Origin of the sequence: Bacillus sp. ISL-39 (assembly GCF_018613295.1) — a bacterium.
Taxonomy (GTDB): Bacteria; Bacillota; Bacilli; order Bacillales; family Cytobacillaceae; genus Mesobacillus.
This window is the reverse complement of record NZ_JAGGQM010000002.1, coordinates 515,316-534,448: the sequence shown is the minus strand read 5'-3', so window position 1 is coordinate 534,448 and position 19,133 is coordinate 515,316. Positions and strand designations below refer to the sequence as shown.

Genomic DNA, 19,133 nt, shown 5'->3' with positions numbered 1-19,133 from the left:
AAAATGAAGGCTGTTTTCATGACAGACAGGGGAAAGGTCCGCCTGCATAATGAAGACAATGGCGGCATTTTTGTTAACTCTCACGGTCAGCGCCTTGCCATCGTAGCAGATGGCATGGGCGGCCACCGTGCGGGTGATGTTGCCAGTGAAATGACGATCAAGCATCTGAAGGATCTTTGGGAAAGTTCAACCGAGATACATACAGCAGAAGAAGCAGAAAAATGGATGGAAGAAGCGGTTTTACAGGCCAATAAAGATATTTTCGAGCATTCCATGAAAAACACAGAATGTGAAGGTATGGGAACAACGATCGTGGCGGCCATTTGTACGAACCTGTTCGCGACCATCGTTAACATAGGTGACAGCCGTTGTTACTTATTGAACGAGTCGGGATTCAAGCAATTGACGGAGGATCATTCTCTTGTCAACGAACTCGTTCGTTCGGGACAAATCTCTAAGGAAGACGCAGAACACCATCCGCGGAAAAATGTCCTTCTAAGGGCACTTGGGACTGAAGAGTCGGTCGATATGGATGTGAAAACGATCATCTTTGAAGAGGAAGATGCTCTGCTCCTTTGTTCCGACGGCCTTTCCAATAAGGTAAGCCAGGAAGAAATGGAAAGCATCGTTAGAAACAAAGAAATGTCCCTTGAAGATAAGGCGGCAGAATTTATCAAAAGGGCAAACGAGTACGGCGGCGAAGATAATATAACTCTTGCTATCGTCGAATACCAGGAATTCAACGAGGGCAGGTGAAGAATATGATTATCGGAAAAAGAATCAGCGGGCGTTATAAAATCAAGGGCATGATCGGCGGCGGAGGCATGGCGAATGTCTACCTTGCCCATGACATGATTCTTGACAGGGATGTAGCGGTCAAAATGCTTCGTCTCGATTTTGCCAATGATGATGAATTCATCCGCAGGTTCCATAGAGAAGCGCAATCCGCAACCAGTCTTGCCCACCCCAATATCGTCAGTATATATGATGTGGGTGAAGAGGACGGGCTATACTATATTGTGATGGAATATGTCGATGGTCAGACATTGAAGCAGTACATACAGCAGCACGCGCCTGTTCCGGTAGAAGAAGCCCTGGACATTATGAAGCAGCTTACTTCCGCGATTTCACATGCCCATCATAATCATATTGTCCACCGGGATATCAAGCCGCACAACATCCTGATCGACAGCAGCGGTACAGTGAAAATTACCGATTTCGGAATAGCGATGGCTTTAAGCGCAACCAGTATCACGCAAACGAATTCAGTGCTGGGGTCTGTTCATTATCTTTCTCCTGAACAAGCAAGAGGAGGCATGGCGAACAAAAAATCGGATATTTATTCGATTGGGATTGTCATGTTTGAATTGCTTACAGGAAGACTGCCGTTCTCAGGTGAATCTGCTGTTTCCATAGCACTGAAACATTTACAGTCCGAGACACCATCCCTAAAAAGGTGGAATCCGCAAATCCCTCAGAGCGTAGAGAATGTCGTTCTCAAGGCGACTGCGAAGGATCCTTTCCATCGCTATGATACAGTCGATGAAATGGAAGAGGACCTGGGTACGGCACTTGATGCCAATCGTTTGAATGAAGGGAAGTTCGCCATACCAGAAGACGATGAAGCGACAAAAGCAATACCAATTATAACGAATGACCGGCCTTATCATAATCTTGACGAAACAATCGTACGGAAAGACGCTCCTGCTTCACAGGAACAAGCTCCTAAGGCAAAGCCTGAAAAAAAGAAGAAAAAGAAATGGCCGATCATACTGACGGTTATGTTTTTATTGATCTTGACTGCGGGAATAGTAATGGTAACGATGGGACCTGACTTATTCGGGCCAAAGGAAAAAGAAGTGCCTGATGTAAGCGGCATGGAAGTTGAGGAAGCAGTCGCTAAACTCATGTCAGCTGGCTTTGTTACCGGGGATATAAATGAAATCAGTGATGAGGAAGTCGAAGAAGGAAATGTCATCCGAACTAATCCGAAAGCTGGAAAAATGATTAAAGAAGGCAATGAAATCGACTTGTATATCAGTACCGGCAAAGAAACAGTGGAATTATCGGATTATAGGGGCAGGAATTACGAGGATGTCGTCAGCCTGCTTGAGGAAAAAGGCTTCAAGGTCAACAAAACCGAAGAGCATGACGATAATGATCCAGGTACCATTCTTGAACAGAATCCATCTGGTGGTGAATCCGTCATCCCAGAAGAAACAACAGTAGAGTTTAAGGTAAGCAAGGGGCCTGAATTGGTAACTCTGCAGGATTTAACAGGATACAACCAAAGAAATCTGGAGGTGTATGCTGACACCAGCGGCCTCAACATTGATAGCACGGAAGAAGCGTATCATGATACGATAACCGGCGGATCGGTCATTTCCCAAAAACCTGAAGCAGGAACTGAGCTGCCACCAGGCAGTAAGGTAAGGGTTGTCATTTCAAAAGGACCTGAGCCAGTACCTAAAGAAAAAACACTTGAAATTACCGTGCCATATCAGCCTAAAGAAGAAGGGCTACCGCAAGAACTCACAATATATATGAATGACGTAAACCATACAGACGGAACTCCATACGACATCATTGAAATTACAGAGGACACAATTGTAAGTCTCGAATTTTTAATTGCGCCTGGAAAAAAGGCTCATTATAGAATTATGCGGGATGGAGAAGTCTTTGCTAGTGGCAGCGTTGATTATCCAGAAGACTAACAGACAGGGAGTGTTGCTATGCCTGAGGGCAAAATTATTAAGGCGCTGAGCGGTTTTTATTATGTTGCGAATGGCGAGGGAGTTGTCCAGTGCCGCGGCCGCGGTGTTTTTCGCAAAAACAAGGTTACGCCGCTCGTAGGTGACGAGGTCGTTTTCCAGGCTGAGAATGATAAGGAAGGCTATATCCTGGAAGTCAAAAGCCGGAAGAATGAGTTGGTCCGCCCGCCAATCGCGAATGTAGACCAGGCCATCCTTGTATTTTCAGCTGTAGAACCTGACTTCAGTACTGCTTTGCTCGACAGGTTTTTGGTACTTGTTGAATATAACCAAATCGAGCCACTCATCTGCATTACGAAAATGGATCTAACCAATGAAGAACAAAAGTCCCGGCTCGAGGAATTCGCGGAGGACTATCGGAAAGCAGGCTATGAGGTGATTTTTACTTCATCCGAAACTTCAGAAGGTCTGGAAAAATTAAAACCTCATATTGAGGGCAAGATATCTGTTTTTGCCGGTCAATCCGGAGTTGGAAAATCTTCTCTGCTGAATGCAATCCGACCAGATCTGGAGTTGAAGACCGATGACATATCCTCCCATCTGGGCAGGGGTAAGCATACAACAAGGCATGTTGAGCTGATTACCATCAATAATGGTCTGGTTGCTGACACTCCTGGTTTCAGTTCGCTGGAATTTACAGAGATTGAGGCTGAAGAGTTGAACTCATGCTTCCCGGACATAGCTGAGATCAGTGAGGATTGCAAATTCCGCGGCTGCCTTCATATGGCTGAGCCCAAGTGTGCCGTCAAAGCGGCAGTCGAGTCAGAAGCTTTGCCTGAATACAGATACTCGCATTATAAGGACTTTTTGTTAGAAATCAAAGATAGAAAGCCGAGGTACTGAAACATGGTGAAAATTGCACCTTCCATTTTATCAGCAGACTTTGCCCGCCTGGGGGAAGAAATCAAAGATGTCGAGCGGGGTGGAGCTGATTATATTCATGTGGATGTAATGGATGGACATTTTGTCCCTAATATTACAATTGGGCCATTGATTGTCGAAGCAATCAGGCCGGTAACGAATCTTCCGCTTGATGTTCACTTGATGATCGAAAATCCTGATCAATATATTGAAGCTTTCGCAAAGGCCGGAGCGGATTACATTACGGTCCATGTGGAAGCGAGCAGGCATCTTCACAGGACGATTCAGCTAATTAAATCTACCGGTGTAAAAGCAGGGGTTGTCCTGAATCCTGCAACTCCTGTGGATAGCCTGAAGCATATAATTGAGGATGTCGACATGGTGCTGCTTATGTCTGTCAATCCGGGCTTCGGCGGCCAGAAATTCATCTCCTCAGTACTGCCAAAGATTAGGGAGGTTAAAGAACTAGCTGATGCATTGAATCCCGAACTTGAAATCGAAGTCGATGGCGGAGTGAACGAAGAGACAGCCAGACTTTGTATTGAAGCAGGGGCTAACGTGCTTGTGGCCGGTTCAGCCGTCTTTAATAAGGAAGACAGAGGAGCAGCTATCTCAAGCCTGAGACCGTAAATAAAGCCAGCCGTTACATGCGGCTGGCTTTATTTAGCTTATTGTATTTTTACAAATCCATTCTTTAAACGTTCAAAAGGAGATAGTTTTTATGATAATAAATTTAGTAGCAGGAGGACCGCCCGACCTGATACCAGATTTCCATTTATATGATGATAGGAATGTTATCTGGATTGGGATTGATAGAGGTGTATTTTATTTATTGAAGGCTGGTATCAAGCCATCAGCAGCCTTCGGGGATTTTGACTCCGTTTCAGAATCAGAGTTGGCAGAGATTGAAGAAGCTGTTTCCGACATGAATAAATTCAAGCCTGAAAAAGATGAGACAGATATGGAACTAGCTTTAAACTGGGCACTTGAGCAGGAACCAGAATCCATAAAAGTATTTGGCGCAACTGGTGGAAGGCTGGACCATCTAATGGCAAATATCCAGCTGCTGGTCAAGCCCCTTCAGGACGGATCTTCCATCCATATCGAAATAATTGATAAAAAAAATATCTTGTATATTAAAGGACCAGGCGCTTACACAGTCAGCAAGCTCGATGATTTTAAGTATGTTTCCTTCCTCCCTGTAACACCAGCAGTCTCTGGCATGACGCTAGAAAATTTTAAATACCCATTAAATGACTGTCATATTCCTATGGGATCGACACTATGTATTAGTAATGAACTTATTAGAGGTCATGGTACTTTTTCATTTTCTGAAGGCATATTATTAGTTGTAAGAAGCAAGGATTGAAAAGTCTTCCCTGGAGCTCTATTCATGTAATTGAATTCAAGGATTCACATGAAAGGAGCAATTTTTGCATACCAGCGAATATACTGTACGGATGCAGAAAGAAGACTGGTTTTCGAGAGATGGTGAGGAGGGACGGTATGAGATTCTATACAATCAAACTGCCTAAATTTTTAGGGGGCCTCGTACGGGCGATGTTAGGTGCATTCAAAAAGGAATAGAACCAATAAAAGTGAAGTGAAGAGAGAGTATGGAAGCTCCATTGGCACCCTGGAAACGGGGTGCTATTATTTTGCCGTCAATTGGGAAGAATGGTCTTGAGGATGCTTTTGTAAGTCAAAGGTTAAAGAAAAATAAAAAAGGCACCCTCTTGGATGCCGTGCAGTTTCCTGCCGGCTGCTGGAGCCAGGCAGAATATCTGCGACTTTTTTAATTATACGCGTTCAACTTTACCTGATCTTAGAGCTCTTGCAGATACCCAAACACGCTTAGGCTTACCGTCTACAAGAATACGTACTTTTTGAAGGTTAGCACCCCATGTACGCTTGTTAGCGTTCATTGCGTGAGAGCGTGCGTTACCAGAACGAGTTGATTTACCAGTTACTACACATTTACGTGGCATATGATTTCCCTCCTAACTGACAAAAGCTGATACTATTTTTTGCTGCAATTATTTGCATATCGTCAGAACTGCGAATTAAACAGGATAACCTCTTCTCTGACATACTTTAATAATTTATCATAGAAATTTCGCATTTGCAATACTTCTGACGAAAGCTATAAAGAAAAAAACCTTGACATATAGTTGAGATTCTTGCTGAATAATAAAGGGTAGGGCAGAATAACTTTAAAAATTGCTTGGCTTATAGTAAAATAACTGTAGCATAATGCTATTTTTCCAAAGGGGGAACGAATCATGTCCATCGAGCTAAAAACGAAGTACGGACAAATTGATATATCAAATGATGTCATTGCAACGATTGCGGGCGGCGCAGCGGTTGATTGTTATGGTATTGTCGGGATGGCTTCAAAGAACCAGATCAAGGACGGATTGACAGATATTTTGCGCAGGGAGAATTTCACTCGCGGAGTAATCGTTCGCCAGGAAAACGAGGAAGTACATATTGATATGTATATTATTGTGAGCTATGGGACGAAAATTTCCGAGGTTGCCCACAATGTCCAGTCAAAGGTAAAATACACTCTTGATAAAACTGTAGGGCTGGCAGTTGACTCGGTGAATATTTACGTTCAGGGAGTTCGTGTAACGAACCCGTAAGAGGAGGAAAGATTTGTGTCTATTAATGTTCTAGACGGAAAACGTTTTGCGGAGATGGTGATTCAGGGTGCCAACCATTTGGCGGCGAATGCCAAGTATGTCGACGCACTGAACGTCTTCCCTGTTCCTGATGGTGATACGGGAACGAATATGAATTTATCCATGACTTCCGGTGCCAAGGAAGTTAAGAACAATGTACAGGAACATATCGGGAAGGTTGGTTCTGCGCTTGCCAAAGGCTTGCTTATGGGAGCGAGAGGTAACTCTGGGGTTATCCTTTCCCAGTTATTCCGCGGTTTTGCAAAAGCAATCGAAACTAAGCCAACTGTGAACTCTGTAGAGTTTGCCGCTGCGTTGAATGCAGGTGTTGAAACAGCTTATAAAGCTGTCATGAAACCTGTGGAAGGCACGATTTTAACAGTAGCAAAGGATGCTGCAAGGCATGCTGTAGCTGTTGCCAAGAACCATGAAAGCCTTATTGGCTTGATGGAAGAAGTGCTGAAAGAAGCGAAGGCATCATTAAACCGCACACCTGATTTACTTCCCGTCCTAAAGGAAGTAGGAGTAGTAGATAGTGGCGGACAGGGTCTTGTGTTCGTTTATGAAGGCTTCCTTGCAGAATTGAAGGGTGAAAAGCTTCCTGATTCCCCATCTGCAATGCCGAATATGAATGAGCTTGTCAGCGCTGAGCATCATAAGAGCGTCCAGAGCCACATGAACACTGAAGATATCGAATTCGGCTATTGTACTGAATTCATGGTTAGGCTTGAAGGAAAAGAAGCATTTTCTGAGGAAAACTTCCGCCAGGACTTGAGTAATTATGGAGATTCACTTCTGGTAATTTCCGATGACGAAGTTGTAAAGGTACATATCCACTCAGAACAGCCCGGCGAGGTATTGACGTATGGACAAAGATACGGAAACCTCATCAATATGAAAATTGAAAATATGCGCCAGCAGCACACTGATATTGTCGGCGAATCATCTACCCCACTTCGAACTCAGGCTGCTGAGTCAAAGAAGGAAAGACGGGAGTACGGAATCGTCGCAGTCTCAATGGGTTCCGGAATCGCTGAGCTTTTCCGCAGCATTGGTGCCAACGCGGTGATCGAAGGCGGCCAGACAATGAATCCGAGTACAGAGGATATCATTAAGGCGATCAAAGAAGTGAATGCGCGCAAGGTCATCATCCTGCCGAACAATAAAAACATCATCATGGCCGCTGAGCAGGCTGCAGAGGTAGCGGAGGAAGAGGTGGTCGTCATCCCTTCTAAAACTGTGCCTCAGGGTATGACAGCATTGCTTTCATTTAACCCATCAGCTGAACCTGGTGACAACAAAGAAGCAATGACTGAGGCAATGCAGCATGTGAAAACGGGCCAGCTGACATATGCTGTCCGTGATACGAGTATAGACGGCCTTGAAATTTCAACAGGAGATTTCATGGGCCTTGCCGATGGAAAGATCGTCCTGAAGGATCCGGACAAAGTCAAGGCAGCCAAGGAACTATTGGATCAGATGCTTGACGAAGACTCAGAAATCCTGACAATCTTAAAGGGCGAAGATGCTTCCGATGAAGATGTCGATTCAATCCTCGAGTTTGTTGAAAGCAATTACGGCGATGTAGAAGTAGAAGTCCACAATGGTGAACAGCCATTATACGCCTTCATCTTCGCGATTGAATAAATTCATCCAGCATTGGAGAATCTTCCGCTGGACAAATAAAATTGTAATATGGTACTAAGAAATAGAAGGGGACACCCCTTCTATTTCGTTTTGTATATAAAGAGGTTTAATCGTTGATTGCATTATTTTATGTGAAAAGATAAACGTAACAGCCGCTGCATTGCCTGAAAAGTAGCAGCGCAATCGAAAACGGTAAAAGCAGAACTCCAGAAACAGCGTGAGGAGGGGGGAGCGGCAGCACCGATTGGCCGGGAGCTGGAGGTCAGAATTTTCGGTATACCGCTTGATAATCTTGAATGAACAATTAAAACAACCAGTAACAGCAGTTAAAGGAATCGGCAATGAAATGGCGGAGACTCTGGCAGATATGCAAATCAGGACTGTCGGTGACTTGCTTGAATACTTCCCGTATCGTTACGAGGATTATCGCTTGAAGGACCTGGCGGAAGTCAAGCATGACGAGAGAGTCACGGTGGAAGGGACAGTTCACAGTGAGCCTTCTGTTGTATATTATGGCCGCAAAAAGAACCGGCTGACAGTAAGGCTGCTTGTTGGCCGTTATTTAATCATCGCTACATTCTTTAACCAGCCATATCTTAAGCAAAAAATAACTGTCGGGGAAACCATCTCTGTTACCGGGAAATGGGATCAGCACAGGCAGACAATCACCGCAACTCAAATGTCGTTGGGCGAGCATGGAAAGAGCCAGGATTTTGAACCTGTTTATGCTGTAAAAGGAAAAATGACCGTGAAAACGATCAGAAGGCTGATCAAGCAGGCATTTTCTCAGTTCGGTCATGAAATCGGAGAAATTTTGCCAGCAGAACTTCTGCAGAAATACAAACTGCTTAATCGCAGGGATGCTCTGAGGGTCATGCATCTCCCGTCAGATTCAGAGGAGATGAAGCAGGCGAGAAGGAGATTTGTATACGAGGAATTTCTTTTGTTCCAGCTAAAGATGCAGTCATTGAGAAAACTTGAACGGGAACAGAGTCCTGGAATTGCGATTTCATATGAATTGGACAAGCTGAAGACTTTCATCGCGGGATTGCCTTTCCCGCTTACGGGAGCACAGAAACGAGTGGTAAATGAAATCCTTGGGGACATGAAGTCGCCTTACCGCATGAATCGTCTCCTTCAGGGGGATGTTGGCTCGGGTAAAACAGTTGTTGCGGCGATCGCCCTTTATTCGGCAAAGACCGCCGGTTATCAAGGGGCATTGATGGTGCCGACCGAAATACTGGCCGAACAGCACTCGCAATCATTGACACAGTTGCTTGAGCCATTCGGGATAACAGTGGCTCTGTTGACAAGCTCTGTCAAAGGGAAGCGCAGAAGAGAGATGCTTGAACAGCTTAAGCTTGGTGAAATTGACGTGCTGATTGGAACACATGCTTTGATCCAGGATGAAGTGGATTTTCACAACCTGGGACTGGTGATCACGGATGAACAGCACCGTTTTGGCGTGGAACAAAGACGGGTGCTTAGGGAAAAAGGGGAAAATCCTGATGTGCTGTTCATGACCGCGACTCCAATACCAAGAACTCTTGCCATTACTGTATTTGGTGAAATGGATGTCTCTGTCATTGATGAGATGCCAGCTGGTCGTAAAACGATCGAAACCTATTGGGCCAAACATGAAATGCTTGAGCGAGTGCTTGCCTTCATGGAGAAAGAGCTTTCGAAAGGAAGACAAGCCTATGTGATTTGTCCTCTTATCGAGGAGTCTGATAAGCTGGACGTCCAGAACGCCATCGATGTGCACAGCACATTAAGCTTCTATTTTAAAGACCGTTACAAGGTTGGACTTATGCATGGACGCCTCCATTCCGATGAGAAAGACCAGGTCATGAAAGCATTCAGTGAAAACGAGGTGCAAGTTCTCGTTTCGACCACTGTGGTAGAGGTTGGGGTCAATGTCCCGAATGCGACAGTCATGCTGATTTATGACGCTGAGCGATTTGGCCTGGCACAGCTTCACCAATTAAGAGGCAGGGTTGGCCGCGGCAGTGACCAATCGTACTGCATTTTGCTTGCAGACCCGAAAAGTGAAGTCGGCAAAGAGCGAATGAAAATAATGTCCGAAACGAATGACGGGTTTGTTCTCAGTGAAAAAGATTTAGAGTTGAGGGGCCCAGGTGACTTCTTTGGAAAAAAACAAAGCGGCCTGCCGGAATTCAAGGTAGCAGATATGGTCCATGATTATCGTGCGTTAGAAACGGCAAGAAATGACGCAGCCTTGCTAGTCCAATCAGAAACTTTCTGGCAAAGCGGGAAATATAGATTATTACGGCAGTATCTAGCGGAAACAGGTGCTCTTGCCAATGAGAAACTGGATTGACCTGATTGAATCTATTAACGATTAAAAGATTCATAGTATGGACGAAAGCAGATTCAGTTGTGAGTCTGCTTTTGTTATGCACTGGGCTACAGCCATGTAAGTCACAAGGTTTATCTATACCTTGACGCCGATACTTGGGGCTGATTCAGTCCCCGGCGCATTTCGATTTTTCTTCTTGCAATCTTTTTTTATTATATATATACTACTATTAGTACCTAGTCTTAATAGCTCGGGCGGTGTTTAGTAAATGAAACGCAACAAAAGAGAACGTCAGTCTATGTTGACTGAGACGATTAAAGAAAATCCTTTCATAACGGATGAGGAACTGGCCGAAAAATTTTCCGTCAGCATCCAGACAATAAGACTGGACAGACTGGAATTATCAATTCCTGAACTAAGGGAAAGAATTAAGAACGTGGCCGAAAAACGATTCGAAGATGAGGTCCGTTCCTTGCCGCTGGAAGAAGTAATTGGTGAAATCATTGATATTGAACTTGACCATAGTGCCATATCTATTCTGGATATAAAGAGAGAACATGTATTTAAACGAAATAAAATCGCCAGGGGGCACCATTTGTTTGCCCAGGCTAACTCACTGGCCGTTGCCGTTATAAATGATGAGCTTGCATTGACAGCTAAAGCAAATATCCATTTCACAAGATCGGTAAAAGAAGGTGAACGGGTTATCGCTAAAGCGAGAGTCAAAAAAATCGATAACGAAAATGGACGGACACTTGTAGAAGTGATCAGTTTTGTGAACAGTGAAAGTGTTTTTAAAGGCGAGTTTGAAATGTACAGGTCAAAAAATGAAAAGTAAGGGATGAAAAGCGATGAGGCTAGCAGTAGATGCGATGGGCGGAGACAATGCACCAAGAGAAATCGTCCTCGGAGCAATGAAAGCAATTCAAAAATATAGTGACATACATATCGTGCTAGTTGGCGACGAGAAAAGAATAAGGGAGCACCTCACAAATGAAGAGAGGATTGAAATCCTGCATACAGAAGAAGTGATCCTTAGTACAGATGAACCTGTCAGGGCAGTGCGCCGCAAAAAAACAGCTTCAATGGTTCTTGCAGCCCAGCAAGTTGCTGACGGAAATGCGGATGCCTGTATTTCTGCCGGCAATACAGGAGCTTTGATGGCTGCTGGATTGTTTGTGGTAGGAAGAATAGACGGTATTGAAAGGCCGGCCCTGGCGCCGACTCTCCCTACAATTGGCGGAGAAGGCTTCCTGCTTCTGGATGTCGGAGCCAATGCTGATGCAAAACCTGAACACCTTGTCCAATATGCCATCATGGGCTCGATATACAGCGAGAAGGCAAGAGGAATCACAAATCCCCGTGTGGGCTTGTTGAATATTGGGACAGAGGAGAAGAAAGGCAACGAGCTTGTAAGAAACACATATGAATTATTGAAGGAAGCAGATATCAACTTCATCGGCAACGTTGAATCAAGGGACTTGCTTGAGGGAGCCGCGGATGTTGTAGTCGCAGATGGTTTTACCGGAAATATGGTTCTGAAAACCATTGAAGGTACAGCAATGTCGGTTTTTAAAATGCTGAAAACTGCTTTGACTTCCAGCTTTAAAAGCAAGATGGCTGCAGCTGTTCTAAAGCCGGACCTCACCGTACTCAAAAATAAGATGGATTACACGGAATATGGCGGTGCTGGTCTCTTCGGCCTTAAAGCTCCAGTAATCAAAGCTCATGGTTCGTCTGACGCGAATGCTGTTTTTAATTCCATCCGCCAGGCGAGGGAAATGGTAGAGAAGGATGTTTCCGGAACTATCAAAACTGCCATAGAAAAGTGAACAACGAACAAAAAATACGAGTTAAAGGGGAATCTTTCATGGGAAAAATCGCGTTTTTGTTCCCGGGACAGGGGTCGCAGACAGTAGGGATGGGACAGGCCCTCGCAAATTCAGAGCAATCAGTCTCAGAAACTTTCAAAAAAGCGGACGAGGTCCTGGGTGAAAGCTTAAGCACACTGATTTTTGAAGGACCGCAAGAGAGGCTTACGCTTACGACAAATGCCCAGCCTGCGCTTTTGACAACCAGTATTGCGATTTTGAATTATTTCAGCCAGTTCGGGATCAAGCCAGATTTTACTGCCGGCCATAGTCTGGGTGAATATTCTGCCTTGGTTGCTTCAGAAGCCATTTCGTTTGAAGACGCTGTGTATGCAGTCCGCAAGCGTGGAGAGCTCATGGAAGAGGCTGTACCTAATGGAGAAGGAACAATGGCCGCAGTTCTCGGCATGGACCGTGAAAAGCTCATGGATGTGACTGAAACTGTATCAGCTGGCGGTAATCCTGTTCAGCTGGCCAACTTGAATTGTCCTGGACAAATCGTAATCTCTGGTTCTAGAGCTGGTGTGGAAGAAGCCTCTGTGAAAGCAAAGGAAGCTGGTGCCAAACGGGTTATTCCGCTCGATGTCAGCGGTCCGTTCCATTCCTCGCTGATGAAGCCGGCTGCTGGAAGATTTGAAGCCGTACTGGAGAACATCGCTATTAAGGATGCGGCAGTACCGGTGATCGGAAATGTAACTGCCGAACCGATGACAGAAGCTTCGGAATTCAAAAGAAGACTAGTTGAACAGCTGTATTCTCCAGTATTATGGGAGGATACGGTCTCAAAAATGCTGGAACTCGGTGTCGATACTTTTATAGAAATTGGACCGGGTAAGGTTTTGTCAGGACTCGTTAAGAAAGTGGACCGCTCAGCGAGGACGTTCGCCATTTATGATGCAGAAACTTGTGCAGCTGCTGTAGCTGCTCTGAAGGAGGAGAAGGAATGAGACTGGAAGGTAAGGTAGCGCTGGTAACTGGAGCCTCACGTGGGATTGGGCGAGAAATCGCTTTAGAACTTGCCAGGGAAGGTGCGTCAGTGGCTGTCAATTATGCAGGCAGCGAAGCAAAAGCGCTGGAAGTGGTTGATGAAATCAAGGCGATGGGACAGGGTGCTTTTGCCATCCAGGCAGATGTATCCAACTCCGAATCGGTAAATGATATGGCCAAAGAAACGATCGAGCGTTTCGGCAAGCTTGACATACTTGTTAACAATGCGGGAATAACGAAAGATAACCTGTTGATGAGGATGAAAGAATCTGAATGGGATGATGTAATCAACATCAACCTAAAAGGCGTTTTCCTGTGTACAAAAGCAGTTGCTCGACAAATGATGAAGCAGAGAAGCGGAAGAATCATCAATATTTCCTCTATTGTAGGCGTAAGCGGAAATCCTGGGCAGGCTAACTATGTTGCTGCAAAATCCGGAGTGATCGGGCTGACCAAAACAACGGCGAAGGAGCTATCATCCAGAGGCATCACAGTGAACGCTGTGGCACCGGGCTTTATCACGACAGACATGACGGATAAGCTGAACGAGGATGTGAAAACAGAAATGCTCAAGCAGATACCGCTGGCACGTTTCGGTGAGCCAAAAGATATTGCAAGAACCGTCGTCTTCCTCGCATCCGAAGACAGCGCTTATATGACAGGGCAAACCCTGCACATAGACGGCGGTATGGTGATGTAGGATTAAGCTTTCAGGGAATTCCAATCCAATAGGATTCTACAATTTTGCCCTGAAAAACAGGCTCTGTTATAATCAAGTCCAATATAAGAGGGTCTAAGATTAAAAAATGATTACAGCCATTTATTAATTAATTAAAATCAACTATAATAGCTTGAGGGGAGGTGAACAAGCATGGCAGACGTTTTAGAACGCGTAACAAAAATTATTGTTGACCGTTTGGGAGTAGATGAATCTCAAGTAACTTTAGAAGCATCTTTTAAAGATGATCTTGGTGCTGATTCCCTTGATGTTGTTGAATTGGTAATGGAATTAGAAGATGAGTTCGACATGGAAATTTCTGATGATGATGCTGAAAAAATCGGTACAGTTGGTGACGCTGTTAACTACATAAATAGCCAAAAGTAATTGTTCGATTTACTGAGAAGCTCCGTTTTTATAAACGGGGCTTTCTTCTGTAAAAAAGGTCTTGTTCAATTTATACCGGTGTAAATTAGGCTCTTGAAAAGTTATTTAAGCTTTAGGATAGTAATCCTAAAAAGTAATCTGCTGGAATTGGCCAAGTTTTTTTGCTTTATTGGCGTTATTTTTTGTAAACTGTTAGTAGTCTGTATTGATTTGCAAACGGCACGAGCAATAATGCCTGCGAATCATTTAATAACAGCTTTAAATTATGAGCAAGGTGGAATAAATCATGCGCAACAATGGAAGAGAAAGAGACAAAAAGAATATCCGCGCAAAGGAGCAGAAGTTCAAAGAATTCCAGGACAAAATTGGGATTCAATTTGATAGTGATAAACTGTTAAAACAGGCATTTACACATTCATCCTATGTGAATGAGCATCGCAGAAAGCCTCATGAAGATAATGAGAGGCTGGAGTTTCTTGGTGACGCTGTTTTGGAACTGACTGTATCCCAATTCTTATATAAGAAGTATCCGATGATGAGCGAGGGAGAGCTTACTAAGCTGCGAGCGGCTGTAGTTTGTGAGCCATCGCTTGTGGCCTTTGCGAATGAGCTATCCTTTGGTGAACTTGTTTTGCTTGGCAAGGGAGAAGAAATGACAGGCGGAAGAACAAGGCCTGCCCTTTTGGCAGATGTATTCGAGGCTTTCATCGGTGCCTTATATCTTGATAAAGGAATTGAAACAGTCACGACATTCCTAGAAGAAATTGTGTTTCCAAAAATCAATACCGGTGCTTTTTCTCATGTGATGGATTTTAAAAGCCAGCTTCAGGAACTCGTACAGCGGGACGGTGTCGGCTCGCTTGAATACCGGATTATGAAAGAGATTGGTCCTGCGCACAGCCGGGAATTCGAATCACGTGTCTACCTTAATGGGCAAGAATTAGGGACAGGAACAGGACGCTCTAAGAAGGAAGCAGAGCAGCATGCTGCCCAGATGGCACTGGAAAAATTGAAGTCCCATATGGAAGCCAATTTGGAAACGGACGATAAAAAGGAAGATAAGTAGAACGTTTTTTTATAGAAGATACGTCCAATAATCCAAAACTGTCTAGCTCCAGCGCCTAGCCCCTCGAGCGCTTCGGTCCGCCCAATGAAGTCAAAGAACGACTTCTATGGTCGGCCCTCCAGCGCTTGTCGGGGCTGGACAAGGCGCTTACGCTTTTCGAATGTCATCTTAGAGAAATAGTTTAACTGGAAAGGGAGAGCCATATTGTTTTTAAAACGATTAGATGTGGTCGGATTTAAATCGTTTGCCGAGAGGATTTCAGTAGAATTCGTTCCAGGTGTGACTGCTGTGGTAGGGCCCAATGGAAGTGGGAAAAGCAATATTACTGATTCCATCCGCTGGGTTCTGGGGGAACAATCAGCCAAGTCGCTCCGCGGGGCAAAAATGGAAGATATCATCTTTGCCGGAAGTGATTCGCGGAAGCCGCTGAATTTTGCAGAAGTAACATTAACTCTCGATAACGAAGATCAATCCTTGCCGCTGGATTACAATGAAGTGAGCGTAACCCGTCGTGTCTACCGTTCAGGTGACAGTGAATATTTAATCAACAAACAGAATTGCCGACTTAAGGATATTGTTGATTTGTTCATGGATTCCGGCCTTGGCCGTGAAGCTTTCTCCATTATCAGCCAGGGCAGGGTTGAGGAAATCCTCAACAGCAAGCCTGAGGACCGCAGGACGATATTTGAGGAAGCTGCGGGTGTTCTTAAATATAAATCCCGCAAGAAGAAAGCGGAAAGCAAGCTTTTTGAAACGCAGGAGAATTTAAATCGGGTAACGGACATCATCCATGAACTAGAAGGTCAGGTAGAGCCGCTGAAAATCCAGGCTTCGATTGCAAAGGATTATCTACAGCAAAAAGAAGAGCTAGAACAGATAGAAGTAGCGCTGACTGCTTTTGAGATTGAAGACCTCCATGGCCGATGGGAGCAGCTGTCCAGGCAGCTTGAACAGCATAAAGAAGATGAAATCAAACAATCTGCCGTCCTGCAGAAAAAAGAAGCGGAAATAGAAAAAATGAGGGACCAGCTTGCCGCGCTGGATGAATCGGTCAGCGATTTGCAGAACGTGCTCCTGCATGCCAGCGAGGAGCTTGAAAAGCTGGAAGGCAGAAGAGAGGTTCTCAAGGAACGAAAAAAGAATGCATCGCAAAACAAAGGGCAGCTCGAAAAGAATATTGAGGAGCTGACCTCTTCTGTTGCACTGCTGGAAAACCAGAAGGCCGAGTATGAAGAATCTGTTTCTGTATTAGCGGAAGAAGCTTCTGCTCTCCAGAAAGAGCTTCAACAGAAGCAGGAGCAGTTAAAGCTTTACAGCGAAGATGTCGAGCATAAAATCGATTCAATAAAAAGTGACTACATCGAGGTGCTGAACGAACAGGCCGGCGCCAAAAATGAGAAGATTTATATTGAGCAACAGCTGCAGCAGCAAGCAGCCAAAGGTTCGAGGCTGGACAATGACAATGATCGCTTTGTCTCAATTCGAGATGAAATCAATGAGAGAAAAGCGGAAATAGAGAAAAAGGTCGCGTCTTCACAGCAGGAGTTGGAGGAGCAGGCTAGAATCTTTTTTGAAGAACAGAAGAAGCTTGAATCCTTAAGGAATAACTACGAGAAGCAAGAGAAAACACTGTATCAGGCATATCAGTACTTGCAGCAAGCTAAATCAAAAAAAGAAATGCTTGAAGAAATGGAAGAGGATTATTCGGGCTTTTTCCAAGGCGTAAAGGAAGTGCTGAAGGCCAGGGATACCCGTCTTCATGGTATAGAAGGTGCGATTGCTGAATTAATCCATGTTCCTAAACAATATGAAACGGCGATTGAAACAGCTCTTGGCGGGGCGATGCAGCATATTGTTGTCCAGAATGAAGAGAATGCGAGAGCTGCAATCCAGTTCCTGAAGCAAAAATCATTCGGCAGGGCTACATTCCTCCCGCTAAGCATCATCAAAGGGAAATATCTGGCTTCTTCACAGCTCGCACTTCTTGCGGATAACAGTGCATATATTGGCACTGCTGCCGATCTGATTCAATATGATCAAAAGTATGCTGAAGTCGTAAAAAGCTTGCTTGGCAATGTAGTGATTGCCAGGGATTTAAAAGGCGCAAATGAAATTGCCAAACTGCTTCAATACCGCAGCCGAATCGTCACACTTGATGGAGATGTGGTGAACACCGGTGGGTCGATGACTGGGGGAGCAGTAAAACAGAAATCGAGTTCATTGCTCAGCCGTAAGGGCGAATTAGAGGATTTAACAAATAAGCTAGCCGAAATGGAAGAAAAGACAAGCCTGCTTGAATCGAAAGTGAAATCATTGAAGGCTGAAACACAAAACAGTGAAATAAGGCTGGAGGCACTGCGGAAAGCAGGGGAAGAGCTTCGCTTTAAGCAGCAGAGCTTGAAGGGTGACCTGCGGGAAGTGGAGCTGGAGCAGAAAAATATCAATGAACGTTTATCGGTATACGATTCTGAAAAGACCCAGCTCGACTCAGACAAGGAAAAGCTAGAATCCAGATTGGTTGAACTCGATGGTTTATTGGCTAAGTTCCATCAGGATCTTGTTCAATTCGATAAAGAAATAGAACGCCTGACGAAGCTGAAGAACTCTAACTCAACTTCCAAGGATACGCTGATTTCTGAAATCAGTGATCTGAAAATCAACCTGGCATCCAAGAAAGAACAGCTCTCCCATGTAAAGGAAAAGCTGGGTTCTGCAGTTTTACAGTCAGATGACCAATCCAGAAAATTGGATATCCTGAAAGAAGATCTATCTCTTCTTTCCTCCGAAATGACCGATAGTTCATCCGGGGAAACCCAACTGGAAGAAGCGGCAAAAAGAAAGCTGCAGGACAAAAATGAAACGCTTAAGCTGATTTCTTCACGCAGGAATGAGCGCCTTGAGCTTCAAAATAAGCTAGAGGACCAGGAGTTGGAGTCAAAGGAGCTAAGGAGACTTCTCAAGGGCATTAACGAAGTGCTTAAGGATGAGGAGGTAAAACTGAACAGGCTTGATGTCGAACTGGATAATAAGCTTGCTCATCTAAGAGAGGAATATCTGCTTTCATATGAAGCGGCGAAGGAACAATATCCGCTGACAATCCCGGCCGATGAGGCAAGGAGAAAAGTAAAGCTGATCAAAATGGCGATTGAGGAACTGGGAACGGTGAACCTTGGCGCAATTGAAGAATACGACCGTGTCTCAGAGCGTTATGAATTCCTTCTGGAGCAGAAGAATGATCTCCAGGAAGCAAAGGACACATTATTCCTTGTCATCGGGGAAATGGACCATGAAATGAAAAAGCGCTTTGAACAGACTTTCACTGCGATCCGCTCACACTTCGAGTCTGTGTTCCAGGCTTTATTCGGGGGCGGCCGAGCGGACCTGCGGCTGACACAGCCAGATGACCTGCTGAACACCGGGGTTGAAATAGTTGCCCAGCCACCTGGAAAGAAGCTGCAAAACCTTGGATTATTATCTGGCGGTGAGCGGGCGTTGACTGCGATTGCCCTGCTGTTCTCCATTTTGAAGGTTCGTCCTGTACCATTCTGTATCCTGGATGAGGTGGAAGCTGCATTGGATGAAGCCAATGTATACCGTTTCGCTCAATACCTGAAGAAATACCGTGAAGAAACTCAATTTATCGTCATTACTCACCGTAAAGGTACCATGGAGGAAGCGGATGTCCTTTATGGTGTAACCATGCAGGAGTCAGGAGTCTCCAAGCTGGTATCCGTAAGGCTTGAAGATTCGAAAGAACTAGTGAAAAGTTAAAAATTGCAAGCACCTTGTTCCGGGCTCGAGGAGGTAGAGGCTGCATCTGG

Annotated in this window: 17 protein-coding genes; 16 read left to right on the top strand and 1 reads right to left on the bottom strand. The window is 44.8% G+C overall.

Annotated elements, in window-relative coordinates; translation table 11 throughout:
• Positions 1-3: 3 nt before the first annotated feature.
• The 6 genes from J7E37_RS04475 to spoVM all read left to right on the top strand — a co-directional run bounded on the left by J7E37_RS04475 (position 4) and on the right by spoVM (position 5,219).
• The gene (locus J7E37_RS04475) at positions 4-756 is read left to right on the top strand and encodes a Stp1/IreP family PP2C-type Ser/Thr phosphatase (RefSeq protein WP_215022919.1); all 753 of its coding nucleotides are present in this window, start codon (positions 4-6) and stop codon (positions 754-756) included.
• Positions 757-761: 5 nt separating this feature from the next.
• Positions 762-2,714: a Stk1 family PASTA domain-containing Ser/Thr kinase gene (gene pknB / locus J7E37_RS04470; protein ID WP_215022689.1), complete on the top strand. Its 1,953-nt coding sequence runs from the start codon at positions 762-764 to the stop codon at positions 2,712-2,714.
• A gap of 18 nt (positions 2,715-2,732) precedes the next feature.
• Positions 2,733-3,614, top strand: a complete 882-nt coding sequence (gene rsgA, locus J7E37_RS04465; RefSeq protein WP_214777236.1) for a ribosome small subunit-dependent GTPase A — start codon at positions 2,733-2,735, stop codon at positions 3,612-3,614.
• 3 nt (positions 3,615-3,617) lie between these two features.
• Positions 3,618-4,262 (top strand): ribulose-phosphate 3-epimerase, encoded by a 645-nt coding sequence (gene rpe, locus J7E37_RS04460; protein ID WP_214777234.1) that lies wholly within the window; start codon positions 3,618-3,620, stop codon positions 4,260-4,262.
• A 91-nt stretch (positions 4,263-4,353) separates the two neighbouring features.
• Entirely contained in the window at positions 4,354-5,001 is a 648-nt protein-coding gene (locus J7E37_RS04455; RefSeq protein ID WP_215022686.1) for a thiamine diphosphokinase, read from the top strand.
• Between the two features lie 137 nt (positions 5,002-5,138).
• The gene (gene spoVM / locus J7E37_RS04450) at positions 5,139-5,219 is read left to right on the top strand and encodes a stage V sporulation protein SpoVM (RefSeq protein WP_167831967.1); all 81 of its coding nucleotides are present in this window, start codon (positions 5,139-5,141) and stop codon (positions 5,217-5,219) included.
• Between the two features lie 212 nt (positions 5,220-5,431).
• Here spoVM and rpmB read toward each other — a convergent pair whose 3' ends face one another.
• The gene (rpmB, locus tag J7E37_RS04445) at positions 5,432-5,620 is read right to left on the bottom strand and encodes a 50S ribosomal protein L28 (protein WP_023614934.1); all 189 of its coding nucleotides are present in this window, start codon (positions 5,618-5,620) and stop codon (positions 5,432-5,434) included.
• Positions 5,621-5,914: 294 nt separating this feature from the next.
• On the opposite strand from rpmB, the gene J7E37_RS04440 reads away from it, so the two are divergent.
• The 10 genes from J7E37_RS04440 to smc all read left to right on the top strand — a co-directional run bounded on the left by J7E37_RS04440 (position 5,915) and on the right by smc (position 19,083).
• Complete coding sequence (locus J7E37_RS04440; protein WP_041965977.1) at positions 5,915-6,277, top strand: Asp23/Gls24 family envelope stress response protein; 363 nt, start codon at positions 5,915-5,917, stop codon at positions 6,275-6,277.
• A 15-nt stretch (positions 6,278-6,292) separates the two neighbouring features.
• A complete protein-coding gene (locus J7E37_RS04435; RefSeq protein ID WP_215022685.1) occupies positions 6,293-7,963 on the top strand; it encodes a DAK2 domain-containing protein in 1,671 nt (556 codons plus the stop codon).
• Positions 7,964-8,255: 292 nt separating this feature from the next.
• Positions 8,256-10,304, top strand: coding sequence for an ATP-dependent DNA helicase RecG (gene recG / locus J7E37_RS04430; RefSeq protein WP_214777227.1), 2,049 nt, complete (start codon positions 8,256-8,258; stop codon positions 10,302-10,304).
• A gap of 247 nt (positions 10,305-10,551) precedes the next feature.
• Positions 10,552-11,121 carry a transcription factor FapR gene (fapR, locus tag J7E37_RS04425; RefSeq protein ID WP_214777225.1) on the top strand — a complete coding sequence of 190 codons (570 nt, stop codon included), beginning with the start codon at positions 10,552-10,554 and terminating at the stop codon, positions 11,119-11,121.
• Positions 11,122-11,134: 13 nt separating this feature from the next.
• On the top strand, positions 11,135-12,115 hold the full coding sequence (gene plsX / locus J7E37_RS04420) for a phosphate acyltransferase PlsX (protein WP_215022683.1): 981 nt from the start codon (positions 11,135-11,137) through the stop codon (positions 12,113-12,115).
• A 38-nt stretch (positions 12,116-12,153) separates the two neighbouring features.
• Positions 12,154-13,101, top strand: a complete 948-nt coding sequence (gene fabD, locus J7E37_RS04415) for an ACP S-malonyltransferase (RefSeq protein ID WP_215022682.1) — start codon at positions 12,154-12,156, stop codon at positions 13,099-13,101.
• Positions 13,098-13,841: a 3-oxoacyl-[acyl-carrier-protein] reductase gene (fabG, locus tag J7E37_RS04410; RefSeq protein WP_215022681.1), complete on the top strand. Its 744-nt coding sequence runs from the start codon at positions 13,098-13,100 to the stop codon at positions 13,839-13,841. The genes fabD and fabG overlap by 4 nt, the downstream gene beginning before the upstream one ends.
• 171 nt (positions 13,842-14,012) lie before the next feature.
• On the top strand, positions 14,013-14,246 hold the full coding sequence (locus J7E37_RS04405; protein ID WP_167831778.1) for an acyl carrier protein: 234 nt from the start codon (positions 14,013-14,015) through the stop codon (positions 14,244-14,246).
• Between the two features lie 286 nt (positions 14,247-14,532).
• On the top strand, positions 14,533-15,312 hold the full coding sequence (rnc, locus tag J7E37_RS04400) for a ribonuclease III (protein ID WP_215022680.1): 780 nt from the start codon (positions 14,533-14,535) through the stop codon (positions 15,310-15,312).
• A 204-nt stretch (positions 15,313-15,516) separates the two neighbouring features.
• Positions 15,517-19,083 (top strand): chromosome segregation protein SMC, encoded by a 3,567-nt coding sequence (gene smc, locus J7E37_RS04395; protein WP_215022679.1) that lies wholly within the window; start codon positions 15,517-15,519, stop codon positions 19,081-19,083.
• The last annotated feature ends 50 nt before the right edge of the window (positions 19,084-19,133 follow it).